The following is a 23,819-nucleotide window of genomic DNA, read 5'->3' as shown; positions in this document are numbered from 1 at the left end:
CGCGTGCGTGACCTGACCCTGCTGCCCAAGGCGCACCTGCACCTGCACTTCACGGGGTCGATGCGGGTCGCGACGCTCGCGGACCTCGCGCAGCGGCACCGCATCCGGCTGCCGCACGTGCTGCTGGACGCCGACCCGCTGCGGGTCCCGGCGGGCGAGCGCGGCTGGTTCCGCTTCCAGCGCCTGTACGACGCGGCGCGCGCGTGCGTGCGCTCCGAGGCGGACATGCGCCGCATCGTCGCCGAGGCCGCGGCCGACGACGCCGCCGAGGGCTCGGGCCGCCTGGAGATCCAGGTCGACCCGACGTCGTACGCGCCGTTCGTCGGCGGGATCACGCCCGCGCTCGAGATCGTGCTCGACGAGGCACGCGCCGCGCAGGAGGCGACGGGCGTCGAGGTCGGCGTGGTCGTCGCGGCGTCCCGCATGCGCCACCCGCTCGAGGCGCGCACGCTGGCGCGGCTCGCGGCCCGGTACGCCGGGGACGGCCCCGGCGAGGTCGTGGGCTTCGGCCTGTCGAACGACGAGCGGCGCGGCAGCACCGCGGAGTTCGGGCGCGCGTTCGCGATCGCCCGGCGCGCGGGCCTTCGGGCCGTGCCGCACGGCGGTGAGCTGCTGGGCCCGGCGCACGTCGACGAGGTCCTCGACCACCTGCACCCCGACCGGCTGGGGCACGGCGTGCGCAGCGCCGAGGACCCGCGGGTCCTCGAGCGGGTCGTCGAGCGTTACGTCGCGCTCGAGGTCTGCCCGGCGTCGAACGTGTCGCTCGGGGTGTACGCGTCGGACGGCGACGTGCCGCTGCGCACGCTCGTCGCCGCCGGGGCGCGGGTCGCGCTCGGCGCGGACGACCCGCTGCTGTTCGGCTCGCGCCTGGTCGAGCAGTACCGGGTCGCGCGCGACGTCCACGGCTTCACGGACGACGAGCTGGCCGCGCTCGCGCGGTCCTCGGTGCTCGCGAGCACCGCGTCGCCCGGCGCACGGGCCCGGCTGCTCGCCGGCGTCGACGCGTGGCTCGCGGCCCCGGGCGGCGACGCGCGCTGAGGGACGCGGCGCCGCGCCCGGACGCGTGACTCCCGGGGCACGGCACGAGCGCCGGTCCCCGCCGCGACGACGTGCGGGGCCCGACCGCCCGGGCCCCGCACGTCCTCATGGTCGGCGCGTCACGGCACGCGCGGCGGCGCGCCCGGCACCGGCGGCACGACCGGCGGCAGCGCGCGCGGCGCCTGGGCCGAGCGCTGCTCGGGCACCGGCACGAACGGCTGCACGTCCCCCACGCACCGCGTGCCCTCGGCGGGCAGCTCGACCGCGACGAGGTACCGGTCGATCGCCCCGGTCGCGCACTGCGACGTGCCGTACGCCGTGTGCCCCCAACTGTCGGACGACAGCAGGCGGCTGCGCGGCAGGACCGCGGCCGCCGCGACGGCCCCCTCGTACGCGGTCGCCGGGTCCCACAGGTTGCCGACGACCAGGACGGGCGCGGAGGTGCGGGCGTCGAACCGCCCGGTCCACGCGTCGTCGTCGCGCGCGGTCCACGCCCGCGACGCGCACTGCGGCGACGACCACGTCCAGGACGGCCCGAACCCGGGCGCGACCGCGTCCTGGCGCGCCGACGCGGCGACCCAGTCCTCGGGGCGGCGCGGGTTGAGCGAGTCGGTGCACAGGACGGCCGAGAACGCCTCGAGCCCGTTGCCGTACGGGAAGCCGAGACCGAACGCGTCGGCGCGTGCGGCACGCGCCGCGTCCCGCTCGGCGGCGGCGTCCTGAAGGGTCCGCTCGAAGCCGAACAGCGCCGCGAGCGCCTCCGCGCGCTGCTGCGCGTTCTCGGGCTTCTCGGGCTGCAGCAGCCACCACAGCGCCCACACCACGGTGTCGACCGCGTCGTACCCGCTCGGGGCGTACAGCAGGGACAGCACGGCGCCGACCGTGTCGTCCCAGTCGAACGTGCCGAGCGACTCGCCGGTCGCGGGGTCGGTGAGCTCGACGCCACCCGCGCGCATGCCGGCCTCGACGTCCGCCCACACCGTCCGCGGGTCACCCAGGCCCGCCGTCCGGCACAGCGCCGGCCCCGCCTGCGCGCAACGGTCGAGGATCTCCTGGGCCGCGCGCCAGGCCGCCTGGCCGGACGCGAGGCGCTCCGTCACGGGCACGTCCGCCGTGCGTCGTGTCCCCGCCCACGCGACGGGGTCGAGGACGCCGTCGATCGCGACCGCGCGCACCCGGTCCGGGAACATGTTGACGTAGACCTGGCCGAGGTAGCTGCCGTACGAGAACCCGAGGAACGTCAGCCGGTCGTCGCCGAGCGCGCGCCGCACGACGTCCATGTCGCGCGCGACCTGCGCGGTCGACATCGACGCGCTCAGCGGGGCGCCGGTCGTCGAGCACGCCTCGCCGAGCGCACGCGCCGACCCGACGAACGCCGCGGTCTGCGCGTCCCCCTGCGGGAAGCGGACGTCCATGCCCGCGAGCGCGGCCCCCTGCTCGCCGACGTCCCGGAAACAGCGCACGTTGGCCGAGTAGTTGGTGCCGCGCGGGTCGATGCCGACGACGTCGAAGCGCGCCAGCAGCTCGGGCGAGAGGAACGCCGACGCCACGGCGGCCATCTCGACGCCCGAGCCCCCGGGGCCGCCGGGGTTGACGAAGAGCGTCCCGATGCGCTGCGCCGGGTCGGTGGCCCGCACGCGCAGCATCGCGACCTCGGTCGTGCCGCGGCGGGGCTGGTCGTAGTCGAGCGGCAGCTCGACCGTGCCGCACTCGGTGCCGGCGCCGAACAGCGACGTGCAGTCGAACCAGCCCGGGTCGGGTGCCGGCACGCGGTCGACGCGTGCCGCCTCGGCCCGGCTCGTGCGGTCGTGCCCCCGCGCGTGCCCCGGTCCGCCGGGGCCGTGCGCGGCCGCCGACGTCGCGGTGAGCGTCGCGGCGAGGCTCGCGGCGACGGCCGTCGCGAGGACGGCGCGGCTCAGGTGTGGTCGTCTCATGGTGCTCCCCTGGACGGCGCCCGCCGGAGCCCCTGCGCCCCGGCCGTCGGCGCACGTCCACCCTCGCGGGCGCGCGAGGGCCGCCGCATCGGCCCGGGGGACGGACCCGGAACCCGTCGCGAGGGGGACGCGCGGCCGCCCCGTGACGTCCTAGGGTCGCGCCCGCCGACCGCTCAGAGCGTCGCGCCGACCAGGACCGGCTCGGCCTCGAGCGTCACGCCGAACCGCTCACGGACGCCGTCGCGGACCTCGCGCGCGAGCGCGAGGAGGTCGGCGGCCCGTGCGTCGCCGCGGTTCGTGAGCGCGAGCGTGTGCTTGGTCGACAGCGACGCGGGCCCGGGTGCGCCGTGGCCGCGCGCGAAGCCCGCACGCTCGATGAGCCACGCCGCGCTGCTCTTGACCGTGCCGTCGTCGAGCGGCCAGCGCGGCGCGTCGTCGGGCAGCGCGGCGGCGCGGTCGGCGGGCAGCACGGGGTTCGTGAAGAACGACCCGGCGCTCCACGTGTCGTGGTCGGCGGGGTCGAGCACCATGCCCTTGCGGGCGCGCAGCGCGAGCACGGCGGCGCGCACGTCGGCGAGCGGCGCACGCTCCCCCACGGCGACGTCGAGCGTGCGCGCGAGCTCGGGGTACGTCACCGGCGCGGACAGCGACCCCTCCTTGACCTGGAACGTCACGTCCAGCACGACGTAGCGCGGGGTCGGGCCCCACGGCGCTCCCGGGTCGGACGGGTCGGCGCGCAGCGACCGCTTGAGCAGCGACGACCGGTAGCCGAACCCCAGCGTCACGTACGGCAGGGTGCGCACGCGCCGGCGCCCGCGGTCCCAGACCCGGACCTGCGAGACGGTCTGCGCGACCTCCTGCCCGTACGCACCGACGTTCTGCACGGGCGTCGCGCCGGTCGACCCGGGGATCCCGGACAGTGCCTCGACGCCCACGAGCTCGTGCGCGACCGCGTAGGCGACCACGTCGTCCCACACGGTGCCGGCCGGGACGGTGAGCGTGACGCCCGCGCACGCGGTCGCGTCGGGCACGCTCACGCCGCCGCGCACGTCGCGCACGACGACGCCGGGGAACCCCGCGTCGGCCGCCAGCACGTTGGACCCCCCGCCGAGCACGAGGACGGGCTCGCCCGCGGCGTCGGCCTCGCGGACGGCGGCGACGAGGTCGGCCTCGGTCGAGGTCTCGACGTACCGCCCGACGGGCCCGCCGACGCGCAGCGTCGTGAGGTCCGCGAGGGTCGGCGTGCCGCCGTGCGTCGGGACGCCGGTGCGGGCCGGCTCGGGGGCCGGGCCGGGCAGGGCGCAGGTGTCGAGCTCCACGGTCCCAGGCTAGACGCCGGGCGGGGGTGCGTCCTCGCGGGCGGCCGCCGCCGGGGGCGGGGTCGGCGTCGCGGGCAGCGGACGCGCGGCGCCCGTGACGAGCAGCCCGAGCGCGACCGGCGCGAAGATCACGAGGAGCGCGTCGCGGTAGCCGACGTGCTCGGCCAGCAGGCCCAGCAGCGGCGGGCCGGCGAGGAACGCCGAGTAGCCGATCGTCGAGACGACGGCGACGCGCTGCGCGGCGCGGCGCGGGTCGTCGGAGGCCGCGCTCATGCCCACCGGGAACCCGAGGGCGGCGCCCATGCCCCACACGACGACGCCGGCCAGCGCGAGCCAGAGCTGGTCGGCGAGGCCGAACAGCAGCAGGCCGACGGCCGCGAGCGCGGCGCACAGCCGCAGCACGACGACGCGCCCGTACCGGTCGAGCAGCGCGGTGCCGAACAGCCGCATCGCGGTCATCGCGGTGACGAACAGCCCGAAGCCGACGGCCCCGGTCGCGTGGGCGGTGCCGAACCCGTCGACCACGGCGAGGCTGACCCAGTCGTTGGCCGAGCCCTCGGTGAGCGCGGCCGCGAGGACGACGAGGCCGATGAGCAGGGTGCGGGGCTCGAGCCACGCGCCGAGCGCGGCGCGCGCGCCGCGGGGTGCCTCGCCCTGCACGTCGCCCACGTCGGGCTCGTCGGCATGCGGCTCGGCGGGGGTGTGCACGAGGAACGCGCGCACCGCGACCGCCACGGCGACGGCGGACAGCACGACCATCACCGGCAGGTGCACCTGGACGGGGACGTGCGCCCAGGCCGCGAGAGCCGCGACACCGGCGGCCGCCATCGTGCCGAACGAGAACCCGGCGTGGTACCGCGGCATGACCGTGCGCCCCAGACGCTGCTCGACGAGCGCCCCCTCGAGGTTCATCGCGGCGTCCCACACGCCGGTGCCGACGCCCGCGAGGACCAGGCCGACCCCGACGACGGGGATCAGCCCGAGCGTGACGCCGAGCGACGCGACGACGTACCCGACCGCGTTGAGGACGGCGAACCCGAGGACGGTGCGCCGCGCTCCGAGACGCTCGACGACCAGCCCCGACAGCGGGAGCGAGAGCAGCGACCCGAACGCGCCCACGAGCAGCAGGACGCCCATGCGCTCGGGCGTGAGGTCGAGCGCGTCCCGCACCGCGGGCAGGCGGGACGCCCACGACGCGAAGTTGACCCCCGAGAGCAGGAAGACCGCGAACACGGCCGTGGACGCGAGCCGGACGTCGCGGGCGTCCGGCGTCCGCGCCGCGCGCGCGCCCGTGGACCCGGCGGTCATCGTGCGCCTCCCGGGCCCGCCGCGGCGGCCTCGGCGTCCGCGAGTTCGGCGGCGGCGCCCGTCGAGGGCGACCGCACGAGGCCCGGGCCGGTGCCGTCCGGGCCGGCGGGCTGCGGGCGGGCCGGGACCACGGCGTCGGCGGCGGCCCGCGGCGTCGGCACGACGGACGGCCCGGACGCCTGGGGGGCGACCGTGCGCGACACCGAGACGCTCGTGAGCATCGCGACGACGATGAGCACGAGCGCGTGACGCGCGCCGACGTGCTCGGCCGCGAGGCCCAGCACGGGGGGCGCCACGAGCGAGGCCATGGACGCGAACGCCGACACGACGGCGACCCGTGCGGCGGCCCGGGTGGGGTCGTCGGAGGCCGCGGCGATGCCGATGGGCACGGCCAGCGCGGCGCCGACGCCCCACAGCACGACGCCGCCGGCAGCGAGCGGCAGCGAGGGCGCGAACCCGAAGGTGAGCAGGCCGACGGCCGACGTGAGGCCCGAGGCCCGCAGCACCGCGACGCGGCCGTACCGGTCGAGCAGGCGCGTGCCGAGCAGCCGCACGGCCGTCATCGAGGCGACGAACACCCCGAGCACGGCGCCGCCGACCGACTCGCTCGTGGTGAATCCGTCGACGACCGCGAGCGAGAGCCAGTTGTTGGCGGCGCCCTCGGAGAACGCGGCCGCGAGGACGACGACGCCCACGAGCAGCGTGCGGGGCTCGCGCCACGCGCCGAGCGCCGAGCCGATGCGGCGCGCGCCGCGGCGGGCGCGCGACACCGGGACCGGCGCGACGGCCGCGTCGGCCTCCCCCGTGGCGGGGGTGGCGCGGGCGGCGAGCTCCACCGCCGTCGCGGGCAGCACGACGCCGCGGACAGACGCGAGGCGCCACACCAGGACGAGCGCGGCGGTCGCCGGCAGCTGGACCGACACCGGGACGCCCGCTGCGGACGCGAGCGCGCTCGTGCCGGAGCCGAGCACGGCGCCGACCGAGAACGCCGCGTGGAACTGGGGGATGATCGTGCGCCCGACCGCACGCTCGATGCGCGCGGACTCGACGTTGATCGCGACGTTGCCGAGCGCGACCGCGACGCCGTTGAGGAAGATGCCGGCGGCCAGCAGCACCCGCGAGCCCACGGTCGGGCCGGTGCCGAGCAGCACCAGCGCGGTCGCGAGGACGAACGCCGAGAGCACCAGGACGCGTCGGGTGCCGAGCCGTTGCAGCACGGCGCCCGACGCCGTCACGGTGAGGAGCGACCCCACGGAGCCGACCAGCAGCAGCACGCCGAGGTCGGACGTGCCGAGGTCGAGCAGGTCGCGCACGGTGGGGATGCGGGCGAGCCAGCTCGCGAAGGCGAAGCCGGCGAGGCAGAACAGTCCGACGAGCAGGATCCGCGCGCGAGCGACGCTCGGCGGGGCGTGGCGGGTCACAGGGGCGCTCCGTGGTGCGGGTGACGACGGGCGGCGAGGTCGACGCCCGGACGGCTCGAATCGATTCGATCGCACGTCGCACCGGGTCGAATCGATATGAGGGGTCCCGGACATTCTGCGGGTACGCTGACGCGGACGTCAACGACCGCGACGCACGTCACCCCGCCCCCGGAGGTACCCGCCCTGTCCGCGCAGCGCACGACCCTGGCCGACGTGGCGGCGGCCGCGGGCGTCTCGGTCTCCACGGCCTCGCTCGCGTTCTCCGGATCGGGCCCCATCGCCGACGCGACCCGCGCGCGCGTCCTCGAGGCGGCCCGCACGCTCGCCTACGCGGGCCCCAACCCGCTCGGGCGCCAGCTGCGCCGCGGACGCTCGGGCATCGTCGGCGTCATCATGGGCGACGCCCTGCGCCGCGCGTTCCGCGACCCCGTCTCGTCGCAGGTGCTCGACGGGCTGGCCGCGACCCTCGGCCCGCTCGGCCTCGGCGTGCTGCTGGTCCCCGGCCCGCACGACGCGTCGCAGCCCGCCGTCGACCCGCTGCTGGAGTCCGCCGCGATGGACGTCGCGGTGCAGATGTGGGGCGGCACGACCGACGACCCCGTCCTCGAGACCCTGCGCCGCCGCGGCACGCCGACCGTGCTGGTCGAGGGCACGCCCCAGCCCGACGTCGCGGCCGTCGGCATCGACGACCGCGGCGGCATGGCCGAGCTCACGCGCCACCTGCTCGACCTCGGGCACACGCGCATCGCGACGGTCACGCTGCCGTTCGACCGCGGCCGCTCGGAGGGACCCGCGGACGCCGAGCGACTGACGCACCTCGCCTGGGAGATCACGCGCCGTCGCCTCGCGGGCGTCACGGACGCGGGCGTCACGCCGACCACCGTCTACGAGACCCCCGCGTCGCTCGTCGAGAACGGCGCCGCGGCGGGCCGCGCCCTGCTCGCGGCGCCAGACCGGCCCACGGCCGTGATCTGCCAGTCGGACCTGCTCGCGTCGGGCGTCGTGCTCGCGGCGCGTGAGCTGGGGCTGCGCGTCCCGCAGGACGTGTCCGTCGCGGGGTTCGACGGGCTCGACCTCGCCTGGCTCGCACCCGACGTGCTCACGTCGGTGGCGCAGCCGCTCGCCGAGAAGGGCGCCGCGATCGGCACCGCGGTGTCCGCGCTGCTCGAGGGCCGCATGCCCGAGCCGCAGGTGCTGCCGGTCGCGCTGCGCGTCGGGACGACGACGGGCCCCGCGCCGCGCTGATCGCGCGGCACCGAGCACGACGCACCGCGCGCGGGGAAGGCGCGGCGGCGCGCGTCGGTGGACGCCGCGAGCGACGGCGGCGAGGAGGCGGGACGGCTCAGCCGAGCCGGACGACCGCCTGGGCCTTGCCGAGCACGCGCGCACCCTCGACGGTCACCGTGAGGTCGACTCGCACCGTGCCGGCCTCGAGGTCGAGCGCACCGACCGTCGCGACGACGTCGACGTGGGCCTCGCCCGGGTCGGGCACGGGCACGGGGCGCGTGAAGCGCGTCTGGTAGTCGACGACGGCACCGGGGTCGCCCACCCAGTCCACGACGACCGCGACAGCGGCGCCCATGGTCCACATGCCGTGCGCGATGACGCCCGGCAGGCCGACCGACGTCGCGACGCGCTCGTTCCAGTGGATCGGGTTGAAGTCGCCGGACGCGCCGGCGTAGCGCACGAGCCGCGCGCGGTCGACCGCGACGGTGCGGCGTGCGACCTCCTGACCGACCTCGAGGTCGGTGAGCACGGGGGCGGTCATGCGGCGTCCTCGGGGCGCACGGCGAGCGTCGACACGACGGTCGCGACGGGTGCGCCCGACTCGTCGGCGATCTCGCAGCGGGTGGTGACCATCGACAGCCCCGCGCGCTGCGTCACGGAGTCGACGTGCAGCGTGGTGAGCAGCCGATCCCCCGCGTGGATCGGGCGGTGGTGCGTGAAGCGCTCGTCGGCGTGCACGACACGGCTGAAGTCGATGCCGGCGGCCGGGTCGTCGACGTACTGCGCCTCGGTCCGCTGCGCGATGACCACGGCGAACGTGGGCGGCGCCACGACGTCGGGGTGGCCCAGCGCGCGGGCGGCGGCGACGTCGGTGTGGGCGGGGTGCGTGGCACCCGTCGCCTCGGCGAACTCGCGCAGCTTCTCTCGCGCGACCACATACACGTCGCCGGGCGGGTAGGCCCGCCCGGCGAAGGAGGTGTCGACCTGCACGTCAGCGTGGCTGCCGGCGTGGACCCGCGTCAGCGGGTCTCGCGGTGCACCGTGTGCTTGTTGTCACGCGGGCAGAACTTCTTCATCTCGAGACGGTCGGGCGTGTTCCGACGGTTCTTCTTCGTGATGTAGTTCCGCTCCTTGCACTCCGTGCAGGCGAGCGTGATCTTGGGGCGGACGTCCGCGCTCTTGCTGGCCATGTTCGTGTCACCTCTCGCGCCCCGCGGGGGCTGCGTTCTTCTCCTGGCGCGCGCCGGCCGACGCGCGCTGCTGCGACGGATGTTCGCCGGACGTGGTAGCGGGAGCGGGATTCGAACCCGCGACACCACGATTATGAGCCGTGTGCTCTAACCACCTGAGCTATCCCGCCACAGCGGTCATGTCCCGGGCGGCCGCCGCGAGGACGACCGACCCGTGACACACCACAGAGCCCCGAAAGGGAATCGAACCCTTGACCTTCTCCTTACCATGGAGACGCTCTGCCGACTGAGCTATCGGGGCAGCGCGGATCAGAGTACACGGGCCACGGGGCACCTGCGAAATCGGGGTCGCGCGCGGCGCCCCGGACGCCCGCGACGCCCCGCGGACGCGGGCCCGCGACCCTCGGCGCGGGCCGCACCCACCGGCGCCGTCGCCCCGGCCCCCGGTCGTCCGCCTAAGCGTTTCGGCTCGTCGCGGCCGGCGCGGACCGCGTGCCACGATCCCGCGCATGCCACCCCTTCGCCGTCGTCCTGACGTCCGGCCCGCCGTCCCCTCCCCGGGTGCCGCGCGGCCCCGTCCCGTCGCGCACCGCGCGGCCCTGCCCACCGTGCTCGCGGCCGTCACGCTCCTCGTGTCGGCGGCCTGCGCGTCCGACGCGGACGCCGGGGTCGACCCGTCGGCGGCGGACTGGCCCGCCGCCGTCTCCCCCGCCGAGGCCGACGGCGACGTGTGGGCCGTCTGGACGGCCGTCGACGCGAGCGCCGACGCCGAGGCCCTCGCGGCCGAGGTCGCGCGCCTCGACCAGCAGGGCTACGACGTCGAACCCGTCGACCCGGCGTGCCAGGAGGGCGCCCACGAGCAGCTCGCGGCACTCACCGGCATCGCGGAGCCCGTGGCCGTCGGCGTCCTGTTCGCCTCCGAGGAGGACGCCGGCGTGTTCGACACGCGCGACGAGGGGACCACCGTCTCCGTCACGTCCGGCGCCTGGACCTGCTGACGCACGCACGGACCCCGGACCGGGAACGGCACGGGGACGACGAAGGGGACGTCCTCGTGGAGGACGTCCCCTTCGGTGCGTGGCGGGTGAGGGATTCGAACCCCCGTAGGCGTTGCCAGCTGATTTACAGTCAGCCCCCTTTGGCCACTCGGGTAACCCGCCAAGGGGCGCGGGCCCGGTACGACCACCCCGGGGCGCCGTACGAGTACGACGATCCGGTGCGTCCGCGTGAGCCGCGTGCGGATGGAAGGATAGCAAGTCCAGGAGGGGGCTCGCGCCACCCCGGCCCGCAGCGGCCGGCGCGACGCACCGCACGCCCCCGTCCGACGGACGATCAAGGCCCCCGCACGGGGCGCCGGGAGGAGCAGGACATGGCGAGCGAGTCGTCGTTCGACGTCGTGAGCAAGGTCGACCGCCAGGAGGTCGACAACGCGCTGAACCAGGCCGTCAAGGAGATCGCGCAGCGCTACGACTTCAAGGGCGTCGGCGCGTCGATCGCGTGGAGCGGCGACACGATCCTCATGGTCGCCAACTCCGCCGAGCGCGTGCTCGCGGTGCTCGACGTCTTCCAGTCGAAGCTCATCAAGCGCAACATCTCGCTCAAGGCCCTCGACACGGGTGACGGCGAGCCCAAGCCCTCGGGCAAGGAGTACCGCCTGCCGGCCACCATCAAGGAGGGCCTGAGCAGCGAGGTCGCCAAGAAGCTCGCGAAGATCGTGCGCGACGAGGGCCCCAAGGGCGTCAAGACGCAGATCCAGGGCGACGAGCTGCGCGTCTCGGCCAAGAGCCGCGACGACCTGCAGGCCGTGATCGCGCTGCTCAAGGGCGCCGACGTCGACGCGGCGCTGCAGTTCACGAACTACCGCTGACCTGACGCCCGGGCGCCCGGGCGCACCGACGACGCCGGGCGCGGCGCACCACGCCCGGCGTCGTCGCGTCAGTAGCGCGTGACGCCGCCGCCCGCAATGGCCTCGAGGCGCGCGATGCGGTCGGCCATCGGCGGGTGGGTCGCGAACAGCCGCCCGAGGCCGCCGCCGCGGAACGGGTTGGCGATCATGAGGTGCGACACGTCGACCAGGTCACGGTCCTGGGGCAGGGGGCGGGCGTTCGTGCCGGCCTCGAGCTTGCGCAGCGCCGACGCGAGGGCCAGCGGGTCGCCGGTCAGGCGCGCACCGTCCTCGTCGGCGTCGTACTCGCGGGTGCGGGAGATCGCGAGCTGCACGGTCGTGGCGGCCAACGGCGCGAGGAACACCATGAGCAGGCCCGCGAGCGGGTTGCCGCCGCCGTCGCGACGGTCGCCGCCGCCGAAGAACAGCGCGAACTGCGCGAGCGACGTGATGACGCCCGCGACCGCCGCGGCGACCGACGACGTGAGGATGTCGCGGTTGTAGACGTGCATGAGCTCGTGCCCCAGGACGCCGCGCAGCTCGCGCTCGTCGAGGATCGCGAGGATGCCGTCGGTGCAGCACACCGCCGCGTTCTGCGGGTTGCGGCCCGTCGCGAACGCGTTCGGCGCCATCGTGGGCGACACGTACAGCCGCGGCATCGGCTGCCGGGCGGCCGTCGAGAGCTCGCGCACGATCCGGTACATCGCGGGCTGCTCGAGCTCGCTCACGGGCCGCGCACGCATGGCGCGGATCGCGATCTTGTCGGAGTTCCAGTAGCTGTACGCCGTCATCGCCAGGCCCGCGAGCGTGAACAGCCACAGGTAGCGCGGCCCGCCCACGAGCCAGCCGATGCCGAGCAGGACCGCCCACAGCGCGCCGAACAGCGCCGCCGTCTTCAGGCCGTTGTAGTGCCGGTGACCCATCGCAGTCTCGTCCTCCCCGCGGCCGGCGACCCTCCGCCGCCCGCACCCGTGACAACGCGAGGCGCGGGGGCGACGTTCCCGACCGCCCCGGACGCGCACGCACGAGGGCCCGGACGGCGTGCCGTCCGGGCCCTCGTGGCGCGTCGCGGGACGTCAGCCCTGCGGCAGCTCGCGGCCGAGCGAGATCGCCACCATGTGGTCCCGCGGCACGAGCTTGACCCGCTCGCGCCCGTGCGGCTCGCCGAGCGACCGCTCGTACGCGTCGAGCAGCTCCCAGCCGGACCAGTCGATGGGCTCGGCGCCCCGCTGCGTGAGGAAGTCGAGCACGGCCTGGGGGTCGCGCTCGGTGGCGGTGTAGAACGCCTCGCCGGCCTCGGCGACGTCCTCGCCGAGGTGACGGATCGTCTCCGACGCGTCGGACTTCGTGTGGCCGATGAGACCCACGGGGCCGCGCTTGATCCACCCGGTCGCGTACACGCCCGGCAGGTGCTCGCCGTCGACGTCGATCACGCGGCCCTCGCGGTTGGGGATGACGCCCGCGACGTCGTCGAACGGGATGTCGACGAGCGGCGAGCCGAAGTAGCCGACCGCGCGGTAGACGGCCTGCACGGGCCAGTCGTGGAGCTGCCCCGTGCCCGTGACGTTGCCGTCGCCGTTGAGCGCCGTGCGCTCGGTGCGCAGGCCCACGACCTTGCCGTCCTCGCCCAGCACCTCGACGGGCTGGTGCAGGAAGTGCAGGTGGATGCGCCGCGAGGCCGTGAGCTCCTCGGGCTCCTTGAGCGTCCAGTCCGTGAGGGTCTTGACGACCTGCTTGGTCTGGTTGCTCGAGTGGATCGCCGCCATCGAGCCCTCGTCGAACTCGAAGTCCTCGGGGTAGACGATCGTGTCGACGTCCGGGACGTGCCCGAGCTCGCGCAGCTCGAGCGGCGAGAACTTGGCCTGCGCGGGCCCGCGGCGCGCGAACACGTGCACGTCGGTGACCGGGCTGGTCTTGAGGATGTCGTAGACGTTGGCCGGCACCTCGGTCGGCAGCAGGTCGTCGGCGTGCTTGGCGAGGATCCGCGCGACGTCGAGCGCGACGTTGCCCGCGCCGAGGACCGCGACGTGCTGCGCCTCGAGCGGCCACGTGCGGGGCACGTCGGGGTGCCCGTCGTACCAGGACACGAAGTCGGCGGCGCCGTACGAGCCCTCGAGGTCGATGCCGGGGATGGGCAGCGCGGCGTCGCGGATCGAGCCGGTGGAGAAGATCACGGCGTCGTAGTAGGTGCGCAGGTCGTCGAGCTTGAGGTCGGTGCCGTAGTCGACGTTGGCGATGAGGCGGATGTCGCCGCGCTCGAGCACCTTGTGCAGCGCGACGATGATCTGCTTGATGCGCGGGTGGTCGGGCGCGACGCCGTAGCGCACGAGCCCGAACGGCGCGGGCAGGCGCTCGAACAGGTCGATGCTCACGTCGAGGTCCGTCTTGGACAGGATGTCCGCCGCGTAGATGCCGGCCGGACCGGCGCCGACGATCGCGACGCGCAGGGTCGGGGTGCTCACGGGACCAGGTTGCCTTCCGCTGTGGGGAGCCCTCGCACGACGGGGCGCCCTCCAGGGCCCCGGCGGCCGTGCGCCTCGCCGTCGGCGCGAGAGCGATGCTCCGCAAGTCTAGGACGTGAGGGCACCCTTGCTCGACGTCCACTCCACGATACGGACATCCCGCGATGCGGACGTGATGAGAACGACCGCCCTACGGGCCGCGTCGTACAGTCGCGACGTGGACGCACCCTCCCCCGGCCGCCGCGGCGGGCTCGCCGCCGGCGTCGGCGCGTACCTGCTGTGGGGCGCGCTGCCGCTGTACTTCCCGCTGCTCACCCCGTCCGGGCCGGTCGAGATCATCGCGCACCGCGTCGTGTGGTCGCTGCTGCTGTGCCTCGTGCTGCTGCGCGTCACCGGCACGTGGGCGGCGTTCGTCGCGATCCTCCGCGACCGGGGACTGGTCCTGCGCCTCACGCTCGCCGCCGTGCTGCTCGCCGTCAACTGGCTCGTGTTCGTGCACGGCGTGACCACCGGGCACGTCGTCGACGCCGCGCTCGGCTACTTCATCAACCCGCTCGTGACCATCGCGCTCGCCGTGCTCGTGCTCGGCGAACGGCTCCGGCCCGTGCAGTGGGCCGCCGTCGCGTGCGGCACGGCCGCCGTCGTCGTGCTCACGGTCGCCTACGGCCGCCTGCCGTGGATCGCGCTCGTGCTCGCCGGCAGCTTCGGCACCTACGGCCTCATCAAGTCCCGCGTGGGCCCGCGCGTCGCGGCCCTGCCGGGCCTCGCCGCCGAGACCGCCGTGCTGGCCCCCGTGGCCGTCGGCTACCTCGTCGTCCTGCACGTCGCCGGGCTCGGCACGGCCGCGCTGGACTGGCACGGTCTCGCCCTCGTCGGCACGGGCGTGCTCACCGCCGTCCCCCTGCTGCTGTTCAACTCCGCGGCGCGGCGGCTGCCGCTCGCCACCGTGGGGCTGCTGCAGTACCTCGCCCCGGTGCTCCAGCTCGCGATCGGCGTGCTCGTCGCGGGCGAGCGCATGCCACCCGCCCGCTGGTGGGGCTTCGGCCTCGTCTGGGTCGCGCTCGTGGTGCTCACGGTCGACGGGCTGCGCCACGCGCGCCGCCCCGCGGCCCACGACGCCCCCCTCGGCCCGACGGCCTGACACCGCTCCCGACGCACCGTTCCCGACGCACGGCGGCCGCGGGCCGCGGCGCTGCCGCGTCAGTCGTCCTCGACGCGCACCTCGCGGTCGCCCAGGCGCACCGTCCACCCCGCGCGCACCACCGCCGGGGTGCCCGCCGGCAGCACGCGCGCGACGCCCGCGGGGTCGACCACGACGGTGCCGTTGGTCGATCCCCGGTCCGTCACCCAGAGCGCCGCGCCGTCGCCCCCGTCCTCGTGCGGACCGAACTCCGCGTGCACGCGCGACAACGACCGCGCGGCGTCCTGCAGCGCGACCACGTGCAGGATGTCCTCGCCGTCCTCGGCGCGCGGCCCGCGGCCCACGAGCCCGCGCCCCACGACCCGCACGCGTTCCCCGGTGTCGAAGCTGAGCGCGAGCGTGCCCGTGCGACGTCGCAACGACTCCGGGTGCCGCACGCGCGTGTGCTCGAGCTCGGCCAGGTCCTCGTCGGTCGGTGCGACGACGGGCTCCCGCGGCGAGCGCGCCGCTGCGTCCCGCGCACCGTCGGTCCCGCCCGGCGTGGGCGGCGGCGGCAGCAGGTCGGCAGCGGGCCGCTCCGCGCGCGGTGCGTGCGGCGCCACCTGCGGCGGCTCGACCAGGTCCGGCGCCGGCGCGGGCGGGCGCGGCGCCGGCGGCCCCACGGGGGGCGGGGGCACCGGACCGCGGACGTCGCGCGGGGGCGGGGCGTACAGCGCGTCGCCGGGCGGGACGACGGCCCGGCCGGGGACCTGCGCGGGAGCGCCCGCCGGGGCCGTCCGCACCGCGGCGGCGGCCGTGGCCGTCGTGCGCACGACGCGCGTGCCCGACGCCTTGTCGTGCCACCCCCGGCTCTGCGGGCCCTTGTCCCACGCCGCCGACGCCGCGACCACCCAGTTGCCCACGAGGCACACCGGCGTGCCGAGCGCCACGACGAGCTGCCGCACGAACGCGCGCGGGACGCCCGGGGCCGCGCCCGTCCGCTCGTCGACCGTGCGGACGCCGAGCAGCCGGGCGCCGAGCGTGGTGCCCCGCAGACCCTCGGCGACGATCTGAGCGGCGCCGACCACGAGGCCGAGCGCCCACGCGAGCAGCGTGCCGTCGACGCCCGTGGCCAGCCCCAGCAGCACGCCCACGAGGCCCGCCGCGAACGCGAGCGCGAGGTCGATCGCGTACGCACCGACGCGACGCCCCACGGACGGCGGCACGTCCGCGCGCGCGCCCCCCGAGGCGCGCACGGCCGACCGCAGGTCGCGCACCGCCGCCGCCTCGAGACGCGGCGAGGACGGCGCGGCAGCAGGGACGCCCGGCCCCGGTGCGGCGGGGGTCGGCGGCGGCGCGACGGGCGACGACGACACAGGTGAGGTCGGCACGCCGGGTACCGACGGCGACGCGTCCGCGGCCGGCCCGGCGATCGGGTGCCCGGCGGACGACGCGGCCGCCCGGTCGTCGCCCGCGCGCGGGGTCGGCCACGCGGACGGCCGCGGAGCGTCCGCCGAGAGCGGGTCCGAGGAGAAGCCGTCCGCGCCGCCGCGGGCTGCGGCGCGGCGCCCCGAGAGCCCACCCACGGGGCGGGACGGGGTCTCCGGCGCGGCCTGCGCATCCTCCTCGCCGGACGTGCGGGCGATGAGCGGCACGCGCGCGCCGCACACGGCGCACGCCGTCGCGTCGGGCGCGAGCGGCATGCCGCAGGACGCACAGCGGGGGGCCGAGGCGCGGGTGCTCACGGACGATCCTCCGGGGTCGGGTGAGGCGTCATCGTCCCACGTCAGGGCCGGTGGGCGCGTCGGACGGGCGGGTGACGGCCACCGCGTCGACCACGACGACGGTCACGTTGTCCTGCGCGCCCGCGGCCAGCGCCTCGCGCACCAGCCGGTCGGCCGCCGCCTGCGGGTGACGCTCGGCACGCAGCACCGCCTGCACGCGTGCGTCCGGCAGCGCGTCGGTCAGCCCGTCCGAGCACACGACCATGCGGTCGCCCGGGCTGACGGGGAACATCCGCAGGTCCGGCTCGACGCGCGACGCACCGCCGCCCAGCACGCGCGTCACGACGTGCCGTCGCGGGTGGTGCGGCGCGTCCTCGACCGCGACCAGACCCTGGGCGACGAGCTCGGCGACCTCCGAGTGGTCGTGCGTGAGCTGCTCGAGGACGCCGCCGACCATGCGGTAGGTGCGCGAGTCGCCGACGTTGACCACGAGCCAGCACGGCACGCCCGCGTGCTCGGTGAGCACCACGCCGGACAGGGTCGTCCCCGGCCGCCGCTCCCCCTCGGCACGCAGCGCGCGCACCCGGCGGTGCGCCTCGCGCACGACACGCACCGCGTCGTCGAGGGACGGGTTCGTGCCGCCGAGCGAGCGCACGACGTCCACGGCGACGCTCGACGCGACCTCACCGGCCTCGTGCCCACCCATGCCGTCGGCGACGACGAACACCCCGTCGGAGGCCCACGCGGTGTCCTCGTTGCTGTCGCGCGCGGCCTGGTCGGTGGCGAGGGCGGACCGTAGCCGGACCCGGGTACCCATCACCACCGCCGCGTCACGACGCGCGGTCGACGAGCGCGTCCGCGAAGGCGACCAGCGCGTCCTTGACCGGCCCGGCCGGCAGCGGCGCGAGCTCGGTGACCGCCTGCCGCGCGAGCTCCACGGCCCGTCGACGCGTCTGCGCGACGACGTCGTGGTCGCGCAGCGCCGCGACCGCCGTGGCGAGGTCCGCGTCGTCCGTCAGGTCGCCGTCCAGCAGCGCGAGGACGTCGCGGTCCGCCGCGCCGCCCGACGCCGCCGCGACCCGCGACCGCAGCAGCAGCGCGGGCATCGTCGGGACCCGCTCACGCAGGTCCGTGCCGGGGGTCTTGCCCGTCACGGTGCCGTCGGACGTGAGGTCGATGACGTCGTCGGCGAGCTGGAACGCCACGCCGATGGTCTCGCCGAACTGCGTGACCGTGCGCACCACCTCCGCGCTGCAGCCCCCGAACATCGCCCCGAAGCGGGCGGACGTGGCGATGAGCGACGCGGTCTTGTCGGAGAGCACCTGCAGGTAGTGCGCGACGGGGTCCTCGTCCGCACCGGGGCCCACGGTCTCGTGGAGCTGGCCGAGGCACAGCCGCTCGAAGGTCTGCGCCTGGATGCGCACGGCCTCCGGTCCCAGCCCGGACACGAGCGAGGACGCGCGGGCGAAGAGCAGGTCGCCGGTGAGGATCGCGACCGAGTTGCCCCAGACCTCGTGCGCGGCGGGTGCGCCGCGACGGACCGGGGCCGAGTCCATGACGTCGTCGTGGTACAGCGTCGCGAGGTGCGTCAGCTCGACCACGGCGGCGGCGTCGACCACCTCGCGGCGCGCGCCGTCGCCGAGCTCCGCGGTCAGCAGCGTGAGCAGCGGGCGCAGGCGCTTGCCGCCCGCGTTGACGAGGTGGCTCGACGCGTCGTGCGCGATGGGGTCGGCGTACGTGACGGCGCTGCGCAGCAGCTCCTCGACGAGACCGAGGCGCCCCGTCAGGCGCTCGGCGAGCGCGGCGTCGTGCAACGGGAGGGCGAGAGCGGTCGTCACGGGACGAACCTATCCGCACCCTGGCGCGGTCGCGGAACCGGGAGCGCTCGGTGTCCGATCGCTCCCGGTTCGCGCAGCCACGACACGGACGTCACGGCAGCAGGACCGCCACCGAGGCGATGGCGTCCAGGACCGGCGACGGGGCGACGCCGAGCAGCACCGTGAGGACGGCGCACACCGCGACGGCGACGACCGTGAGCCCCTCGCCGGCCGCGACCGTCGTGGTCGCGCGCTCGGGCGCAGACGTGGCCACGGCGACGCCGGTCGCGGCGGCCTGGGTGCCCCCGTCCGCGACGTCGTCGGACGCGACCGCACCGACCGCGGGGGTCGGACCGGCCGGCGCGTCGTCGGCCGCGTCGTGCGGCGAGGTGAAGAACATCAGCACGATGATGCGGACGTAGAAGAACGCCGCGGCGGCCGAGGCCAGCACGCCGACGAGCGCGAGCTGCCAGGCGCCGCCCTCGACGGCCGCCGAGAAGACGGCGAACTTGCCGACGAACCCGGCCGTGAGCGGGATCCCCGCGAACGACAGCAGGAAGAGCGTGAACGTCACGGCCACGACGGGGTGCGTGCGACCGAGCCCGGCCCACTGCGGCAGGCGCGTGGCCTCGCCCAGCAGCGTGGTCGTGCCGTCCTCCCCCGGTCCCTGCTCGCGCACGAGCGACACGAGCCCGAAGGCGCCGACGGTCGCCGCGCCGTAGGCCAGCAGGTAGAACAGCACGGCCGTCAGACCGGCGTCGTCGAGCGCGACGACGCCCGTGAGCACGAAACCGGCGTGCGCGATCGACGAGTACGCGAGGAGGCGCTTGACGTCGGTCTGGACGAGGGCGGCGACCGTGCCGACGACCATCGTGAGGATCGCGACGACCCACAGGACGACGTCCAGGTCCCACGCCATGCCCGGGAGCATGCCGTACACGACGCGCAGCAGCGCGCCGAACGCGGCGACCTTGGTGCACGCGGCCATGAAGCCCGTGACGGGGGTCGGGGCGCCCTGGTAGACGTCGGGCGTCCACATGTGGAACGGCACGGCGCCGACCTTGAAGAACAGACCCGCGAGCAGCATTAGCGCGCCGACGACCAGCAGCCCCTCCATGCCGTTGGGCGTGGCCGTCGCGGCGGCGATGTCCGCGAACCGCAGCGAGCCGGAGTACCCGTACAGCAGGCCGATGCCGAACAGCATGATCGCCGAGACGAACGCGCCGAGCAGGAAGTACTTCATCGACGCCTCCTGCGACAGCAGGCGCCGGCGGCGGGCCATGCCCGACAGCAGGTACAGCGGCAGCGAGAGCACCTCGAGCGCCACGAACAGCGTCAGCAGGTCGGTCGTCGCGGGGAAGACCATCATGCCGCCGGTCGCGAACAGCAGGAGCGGGAAGACCTCCGTCTGGCGCAGCCCGCGGCGGCGCGCGAGCTCCTCGTAGTCCGAGCCGGGCACGGCAGCGGCCGCGGGGGCGAACGCGTCCTCGCCGCCCGTGACGCGGTCGGCCACGACGAGCGTGGACAGCAGCGCGAGCAGCGCGATCGTCGCCTGCAGCACCAGCGTGGGGCCGTCGACCACGAGCGAGCCGCCGAGCACGTCGGTGCCGCCCGTCCGCTCGGTGTCGGACCACAGCGCGGCGATCGCGACGATCGACCCTGCCAGCGCCGCGAGCGTGAGCGTGAGCTGCACCGCGCGGCGGTGCGCGGCGGGCACGAACGCCTCGACGAGCACGCCGACCACGGCGGTCAGCAGCACGACCATCACGGGGACCATCGGTCCCCACGCGATCTCGGGGACGGTGAAGCCGCTCACTGGTCGCTCCCTTCGGCACCGGCGGTGGCGATCGACACGGTCGGCGCGACGTCGTCGACGCCGACCTGCTCGAGGCTCACGTGCGCGGGTGGCCGCACGAGGTCGAGCGCGGGGCCGGGCAGGAACCCGAGCACGAGCATGAGCGCGACCAGCGGGCCGATCACCCAGCGCTCACGCGCGCCGAGATCGGGCGTGCTCGCGAGCTCGGGACGGACGGGGCCCGTGAACACACGCTGGTACAGCCACAGCACGTACAGCGCGGCGAGCACGACGCCGAAGGTCGCGGCCACCGCGACGCCCGGGTGCCGCGCGAACGTGCCGACGATCACGAGGAACTCGCTCACGAACGTCGACAGGCCGGGCAGCGACAGCGCGGAGAGGCCGACCACGAGGAACAGGCCGGCCATCACGGGCACGACCTTCTGCAGCCCGCCGAAGTCGCCGATCTGCTGCGACCCGCGGCGCGCCGCGAGGAAGCCCACGAGGAGGAACAGCCCACCGGTCGAGAGCCCGTGGTTGACCATGTAGAACGACGAGCCGGCGATCGACGTCGACGTGAACGCGAAGATCCCCAGGACGATGAACCCGAAGTGCGACACCGACGTGTACGCCACGAGCCGCATCATGTCCTTCTGCCCGATGGCGAGCAGCGCCCCGTAGAGCACCGAGACCACCGCGAGCACGACGATCACGGGCGCGGCCCAGCGCGACGCGTTCGGGAACAGCGGCAGGCAGAGCGTCAGCATCCCGAACGTGCCGACCTTGTCGAGCACGCCGACCAGCAGCGTCGAGGTGCCGGCCGGCGCCTGCTGCGCCGCGTCGGGCAGCCACGTGTGCACCGGGAACATCGGCGCCTTGATGGCGAACGCCAGGAAGAACGACAGGAACAGCCACTTCTCGACCGTGGGGTCGAGCGCCGTGCCGACGAGGTTCTCGGTGAGGAAGCCCTCCGGCCCGCCCGGTCCCTGCAGGTACAGCGCGATGACGCCGACCAGCATGACGAGGCCGCCGGCGAGCGAGTACAGCAGGAACTTCACCGCCGCGTAGCGCCGCTGGGCGCCGCCGAACGCGCCGATCATGAAGTAGACCGGGATGAGCATCGCCTCGAAGACGACGTAGAACAGGAACACGTCGCGCGCCGCGAACACCAGGACGATGAACGCCTCGAGCAGCAGCACGAGCGCCAGGTAGTGGCGCAGCCGGTCCGTGGGCCCGCTGACCGAGCCCTGCTCGCGCCAGGCGGCGAGCACGACGAGCGGCACCAGGACCACCGACATCGCGATGAGCGCGAGCCCCACGCCGTCGACGCCGAGCGCCCACGAGACCCCGAGCGCCGGGATCCAGGGGTACGTCTCGACGAGCTGGTGGGTCGCGGCGTCCGCGACGTCGAACGCGGAGAACGCGGCGACGACCAGCGCGACCTGCGCGAGGGCGAACCCGAGCGCGACGGCGCGGGTGTGGCGACGGGCGCCGGTGGGCAGGACCCACAGCGCGACCGCGCCGAGCAGCGGCAGCACCACCAGGGCGCTGAGCCAGGGGAAGTCCGACATCAGTTCTCGCTCTCCTCCGACTCGATCAGCCGCGTACGGCCAGGACGACGACCGCGAGCACGACCACGCCGACGACCATCACCGCGGCGTACGAACGGGCGAAGCCGTTCTGCGCGCGGCGCACGAGGTCGCCGATCCCGACGGTCACGCGCGCCAGACCGGTGACGGCGCCGTCGACGACGGCCTTGTCCCCGTAGACCAGCGACCGCGTGAGGTACTGCCCGGGCTCGACCAGCACCGCGTCGTTGACCGCGTCCTGGTAGAGGTCGACGCGCGCGGCGCGCGTGAGCACCGTGCCGACGGGCGGCACGACCGGGACGGTGGACACCGCGTACCGGCGCCACGCGAGCGCGAGGCCGAGCGCGACGGCGATGAGCGTGAGGCCGATGAGCACGGGCACGCCCAGCACGGGTTCCTCGTGCTCGGCGTGGCCGACCGACGGCTCGAGCCACGTGACGAACCCGACGGCCTGCAGCACCCAGCCGAGCGCGACCGAGCCGACCGCGAGGACGGCCATGGGCACCCACATGAGGGCGGGCGACTCGTGCGGGTGCTGCTCCTTGCCCTCGCGCGTGGTGCTCCAGCGCTTCTGCCCCTCGAACGTCATGAAGAACAGGCGGGACATGTAGAAGGCCGTGATGCCGGCGCCCAGCAGCGCGACGGTGCCGAACACCCACGCGCGCCACGGCTGGCCGTCGACGGGCACGAACGCGGCCTCGATGATCTTGTCCTTGCTGAAGAACCCGGCGAACGGCGGGATGCCGAGGATCGCGAGCCAGCCGGCCATGAACGTGAAGTACGTGATCTTCATGTACCGGCCCAGTCCGCCGAAGCGGCGCATGTCGACCTGGTCGTCCATGCCGTGCATGACCGACCCGGCGCCGAGGAACATGCCGGCCTTGAAGAAGCCGTGCGTGACCAGGTGGAAGATCGCGAACGCGTACCCGATGGGCCCCAGGCCCGCGGCCAGCACCATGTAGCCGATCTGGGACATGGTCGACGCGGCAAGCGCCTTCTTGATGTCGTCCTTCGCGCAGCCGACGACCGCCCCGAACAGCAGCGTGATCGCCCCGATGATCGCGACGACGAGCTGCGCGGTGGGCGCACCGGCGTAGATCACGCCCGAGCGCACGATGAGGTAGACGCCCGCGGTGACCATGGTCGCGGCGTGGATGAGCGCGGAGACCGGCGTCGGGCCCGCCATCGCGTCGCCCAGCCAGGACTGCAGCGGGAACTGCGCCGACTTGCCGCACGCCGCGACGAGCAGCGCGATGCCGATCAGCGTGAGCGTCGACTCCGAGGTCTGCGCGACGTTCGCGTGCACGGTCGAGAAGTCCAGGCTGCCGAAGGTCGCGAACATCAGGCCCATGGCGACCAGCAGCCCGACGTCGCCGACGCGGTTGGCGACGAACGCCTTCTTGGCGGCGACCGCGTAGGGCGTGTGGTGGTTCCAGAAGCCGATGAGCAGGTAGGACGCGAGGCCCACGCCCTCCCAGCCGACGAACAGCAGCGCGTACGAGTCCGCGAGGACCAGCAGCAGCATCGCCGCGACGAACAGGTTGAGGTACGCGAAGAACCGGCGCCGCGCGGCGTCGTGCTCCATGTACGCCACGGAGTAGACGTGGATGAGCGTGCCGACGAACGTCACGAGCAGCACGAACGTGAGCGACAGCGGGTCGACCCGCAGCCCGGCGTCGATGCTCAGGGCGCCCGCGTCGAGCCACGTGCCGAGGTGCACGTCGTGCACGCGCTGCTCGGCCGGCAGGCCGAGCATGCCCAGCAGCAGCACGAGGCCCACGACGAACGACCCGGCCGAGGCCAGCACGCCGAGCCAGTGGCCCCAGCGGTCGGAGCGGCGCCCGAGCAGCAGCAGGACCGCGGCCGAGAGCAGCGGCAGCGCGACCAGCAGCACGGCGGCGTCGGCGCCGGGCCAGTCGGCGGCCACGACGGGCTCGACGGCCGGCACGACGGCAGGGGCCGTCAAAGAAATCAGGGTGTGCACGTCGGA

General features: G+C 75.3%; 20 protein-coding genes and 3 tRNA genes. 5 read left to right on the top strand and 18 right to left on the bottom strand.

Annotation, left to right across the window (positions count from 1 at the left end; genetic code table 11):
- Window positions 1-3 precede the first annotated feature (3 nt).
- Window positions 4-1,038 carry an adenosine deaminase gene (locus tag E4A51_RS17765; RefSeq protein ID WP_134852539.1) on the top strand — a complete coding sequence of 345 codons (1,035 nt, stop codon included), beginning with the start codon at window positions 4-6 and terminating at the stop codon, window positions 1,036-1,038.
- Window positions 1,039-1,157: 119 nt separating this feature from the next.
- Here the strand turns inward: E4A51_RS17765 and E4A51_RS17760 are convergent, their stop codons facing one another.
- From E4A51_RS17760 to E4A51_RS17745, 4 genes are all read right to left on the bottom strand, one after another.
- Window positions 1,158-2,972 (bottom strand): alpha/beta fold hydrolase, encoded by a 1,815-nt coding sequence (locus E4A51_RS17760; protein ID WP_134852538.1) that lies wholly within the window; start codon window positions 2,970-2,972, stop codon window positions 1,158-1,160.
- A 173-nt stretch (window positions 2,973-3,145) separates the two neighbouring features.
- Window positions 3,146-4,291 (bottom strand): UDP-N-acetylmuramate dehydrogenase, encoded by a 1,146-nt coding sequence (locus E4A51_RS17755; RefSeq protein ID WP_134852537.1) that lies wholly within the window; start codon window positions 4,289-4,291, stop codon window positions 3,146-3,148.
- 9 nt (window positions 4,292-4,300) lie between these two features.
- Window positions 4,301-5,599: an MFS transporter gene (locus tag E4A51_RS17750; protein ID WP_070320158.1), complete on the bottom strand. Its 1,299-nt coding sequence runs from the start codon at window positions 5,597-5,599 to the stop codon at window positions 4,301-4,303.
- Window positions 5,596-7,020 (bottom strand): MFS transporter, encoded by a 1,425-nt coding sequence (locus E4A51_RS17745; RefSeq protein ID WP_240696539.1) that lies wholly within the window; start codon window positions 7,018-7,020, stop codon window positions 5,596-5,598. The genes E4A51_RS17750 and E4A51_RS17745 overlap by 4 nt, the downstream gene beginning before the upstream one ends.
- Before the next feature lie 183 nt (window positions 7,021-7,203).
- Here E4A51_RS17745 and E4A51_RS17740 point away from each other — a divergent pair, with 183 nt between their 5' ends.
- Complete coding sequence (locus E4A51_RS17740) at window positions 7,204-8,265, top strand: LacI family DNA-binding transcriptional regulator (RefSeq protein ID WP_046530718.1); 1,062 nt, start codon at window positions 7,204-7,206, stop codon at window positions 8,263-8,265.
- Between the two features lie 97 nt (window positions 8,266-8,362).
- On the opposite strand, the gene E4A51_RS17735 is transcribed toward E4A51_RS17740, so the two are convergent.
- The 5 genes from E4A51_RS17735 to E4A51_RS17715 form a co-directional block, all read right to left on the bottom strand.
- Window positions 8,363-8,788, bottom strand: coding sequence for a MaoC/PaaZ C-terminal domain-containing protein (locus E4A51_RS17735; RefSeq protein ID WP_134852535.1), 426 nt, complete (start codon window positions 8,786-8,788; stop codon window positions 8,363-8,365).
- Window positions 8,785-9,237 carry a MaoC family dehydratase N-terminal domain-containing protein gene (locus E4A51_RS17730; protein ID WP_134852534.1) on the bottom strand — a complete coding sequence of 151 codons (453 nt, stop codon included), beginning with the start codon at window positions 9,235-9,237 and terminating at the stop codon, window positions 8,785-8,787. The genes E4A51_RS17735 and E4A51_RS17730 overlap by 4 nt, the downstream gene beginning before the upstream one ends.
- Window positions 9,238-9,266: 29 nt before the next feature.
- Complete coding sequence (rpmG, locus tag E4A51_RS17725; RefSeq protein ID WP_046529021.1) at window positions 9,267-9,437, bottom strand: 50S ribosomal protein L33; 171 nt, start codon at window positions 9,435-9,437, stop codon at window positions 9,267-9,269.
- 93 nt (window positions 9,438-9,530) lie between these two features.
- Window positions 9,531-9,607, bottom strand: a tRNA-Met gene (locus E4A51_RS17720).
- A 58-nt stretch (window positions 9,608-9,665) separates the two neighbouring features.
- A tRNA-Thr gene (locus E4A51_RS17715) sits at window positions 9,666-9,738 on the bottom strand.
- Between the two features lie 208 nt (window positions 9,739-9,946).
- On the opposite strand from E4A51_RS17715, the gene E4A51_RS17710 reads away from it, so the two are divergent.
- Window positions 9,947-10,435, top strand: a complete 489-nt coding sequence (locus tag E4A51_RS17710; RefSeq protein ID WP_134852533.1) for a hypothetical protein — start codon at window positions 9,947-9,949, stop codon at window positions 10,433-10,435.
- A gap of 80 nt (window positions 10,436-10,515) precedes the next feature.
- On the opposite strand, the gene E4A51_RS17705 is transcribed toward E4A51_RS17710, so the two are convergent.
- Window positions 10,516-10,597, bottom strand: a tRNA-Tyr gene (locus tag E4A51_RS17705).
- Window positions 10,598-10,806: 209 nt separating this feature from the next.
- Here E4A51_RS17705 and E4A51_RS17700 point away from each other — a divergent pair.
- Entirely contained in the window at window positions 10,807-11,304 is a 498-nt protein-coding gene (locus tag E4A51_RS17700; RefSeq protein ID WP_046529023.1) for a YajQ family cyclic di-GMP-binding protein, read from the top strand.
- Window positions 11,305-11,372: 68 nt separating this feature from the next.
- On the opposite strand, the gene htpX is transcribed toward E4A51_RS17700, so the two are convergent.
- On the bottom strand, window positions 11,373-12,245 hold the full coding sequence (gene htpX, locus E4A51_RS17695) for a zinc metalloprotease HtpX (RefSeq protein WP_134852532.1): 873 nt from the start codon (window positions 12,243-12,245) through the stop codon (window positions 11,373-11,375).
- A gap of 153 nt (window positions 12,246-12,398) precedes the next feature.
- The gene (locus tag E4A51_RS17690; RefSeq protein ID WP_070320162.1) at window positions 12,399-13,784 is read right to left on the bottom strand and encodes an FAD-dependent oxidoreductase; all 1,386 of its coding nucleotides are present in this window, start codon (window positions 13,782-13,784) and stop codon (window positions 12,399-12,401) included.
- A 217-nt stretch (window positions 13,785-14,001) separates the two neighbouring features.
- On the opposite strand from E4A51_RS17690, the gene rarD reads away from it, so the two are divergent.
- Window positions 14,002-14,925: an EamA family transporter RarD gene (rarD, locus tag E4A51_RS17685; protein ID WP_134852531.1), complete on the top strand. Its 924-nt coding sequence runs from the start codon at window positions 14,002-14,004 to the stop codon at window positions 14,923-14,925.
- Window positions 14,926-14,984: 59 nt separating this feature from the next.
- Here the strand turns inward: rarD and E4A51_RS17680 are convergent, their stop codons facing one another.
- The 6 genes from E4A51_RS17680 to nuoL all read right to left on the bottom strand — a co-directional run bounded on the left by E4A51_RS17680 (window position 14,985) and on the right by nuoL (window position 23,813).
- Window positions 14,985-16,649 (bottom strand): RDD family protein, encoded by a 1,665-nt coding sequence (locus E4A51_RS17680; RefSeq protein WP_134852530.1) that lies wholly within the window; start codon window positions 16,647-16,649, stop codon window positions 14,985-14,987.
- 28 nt (window positions 16,650-16,677) lie between these two features.
- Window positions 16,678-17,445, bottom strand: a complete 768-nt coding sequence (locus E4A51_RS17675) for a PP2C family serine/threonine-protein phosphatase (protein ID WP_070320206.1) — start codon at window positions 17,443-17,445, stop codon at window positions 16,678-16,680.
- Between the two features lie 13 nt (window positions 17,446-17,458).
- Complete coding sequence (locus E4A51_RS17670) at window positions 17,459-18,466, bottom strand: polyprenyl synthetase family protein (RefSeq protein WP_134852529.1); 1,008 nt, start codon at window positions 18,464-18,466, stop codon at window positions 17,459-17,461.
- 91 nt (window positions 18,467-18,557) lie between these two features.
- Window positions 18,558-20,222, bottom strand: coding sequence for an NADH-quinone oxidoreductase subunit NuoN (nuoN, locus tag E4A51_RS17665; RefSeq protein ID WP_370297514.1), 1,665 nt, complete (start codon window positions 20,220-20,222; stop codon window positions 18,558-18,560).
- A gap of 35 nt (window positions 20,223-20,257) precedes the next feature.
- Complete coding sequence (locus E4A51_RS17660) at window positions 20,258-21,811, bottom strand: NADH-quinone oxidoreductase subunit M (protein ID WP_134852528.1); 1,554 nt, start codon at window positions 21,809-21,811, stop codon at window positions 20,258-20,260.
- A gap of 25 nt (window positions 21,812-21,836) precedes the next feature.
- Window positions 21,837-23,813, bottom strand: coding sequence for an NADH-quinone oxidoreductase subunit L (nuoL, locus tag E4A51_RS17655; RefSeq protein ID WP_134852527.1), 1,977 nt, complete (start codon window positions 23,811-23,813; stop codon window positions 21,837-21,839).
- Window positions 23,814-23,819 lie beyond the last annotated feature (6 nt).

Origin of the sequence: Cellulomonas sp. HD19AZ1 (assembly GCF_004535805.1) — a bacterium.
Lineage (GTDB): Bacteria > Actinomycetota > Actinomycetes > Actinomycetales > Cellulomonadaceae > Cellulomonas > Cellulomonas iranensis.
This window is presented reverse-complemented; position numbering and strand designations above follow the sequence as displayed.

Excerpts from the sequence above, each read along its gene's own strand:
- E4A51_RS17760 (WP_134852538.1), bottom strand. The coding sequence starts at position 2,972 with ATGAGACGACCACACCTGAGCCGCGCCGTCCTCGCGACGGCCGTCGCC.
- E4A51_RS17750 (WP_070320158.1), bottom strand. The coding sequence starts at position 5,599 with ATGACCGCCGGGTCCACGGGCGCGCGCGCGGCGCGGACGCCGGACGCC.
- E4A51_RS17735 (WP_134852535.1), bottom strand. The coding sequence starts at position 8,788 with ATGACCGCCCCCGTGCTCACCGACCTCGAGGTCGGTCAGGAGGTCGCA.
- rpmG (WP_046529021.1), bottom strand. The coding sequence starts at position 9,437 with ATGGCCAGCAAGAGCGCGGACGTCCGCCCCAAGATCACGCTCGCCTGC.
- E4A51_RS17710 (WP_134852533.1), top strand. The coding sequence starts at position 9,947 with ATGCCACCCCTTCGCCGTCGTCCTGACGTCCGGCCCGCCGTCCCCTCC.
- E4A51_RS17700 (WP_046529023.1), top strand. The coding sequence starts at position 10,807 with ATGGCGAGCGAGTCGTCGTTCGACGTCGTGAGCAAGGTCGACCGCCAG.
- htpX (WP_134852532.1), bottom strand. The coding sequence starts at position 12,245 with ATGGGTCACCGGCACTACAACGGCCTGAAGACGGCGGCGCTGTTCGGC.
- E4A51_RS17675 (WP_070320206.1), bottom strand. The coding sequence starts at position 17,445 with ATGGGTACCCGGGTCCGGCTACGGTCCGCCCTCGCCACCGACCAGGCC.
- nuoN (WP_370297514.1), bottom strand. The coding sequence starts at position 20,222 with ATGGTCCCCGTGATGGTCGTGCTGCTGACCGCCGTGGTCGGCGTGCTC.
- E4A51_RS17660 (WP_134852528.1), bottom strand. The coding sequence starts at position 21,811 with ATGTCGGACTTCCCCTGGCTCAGCGCCCTGGTGGTGCTGCCGCTGCTC.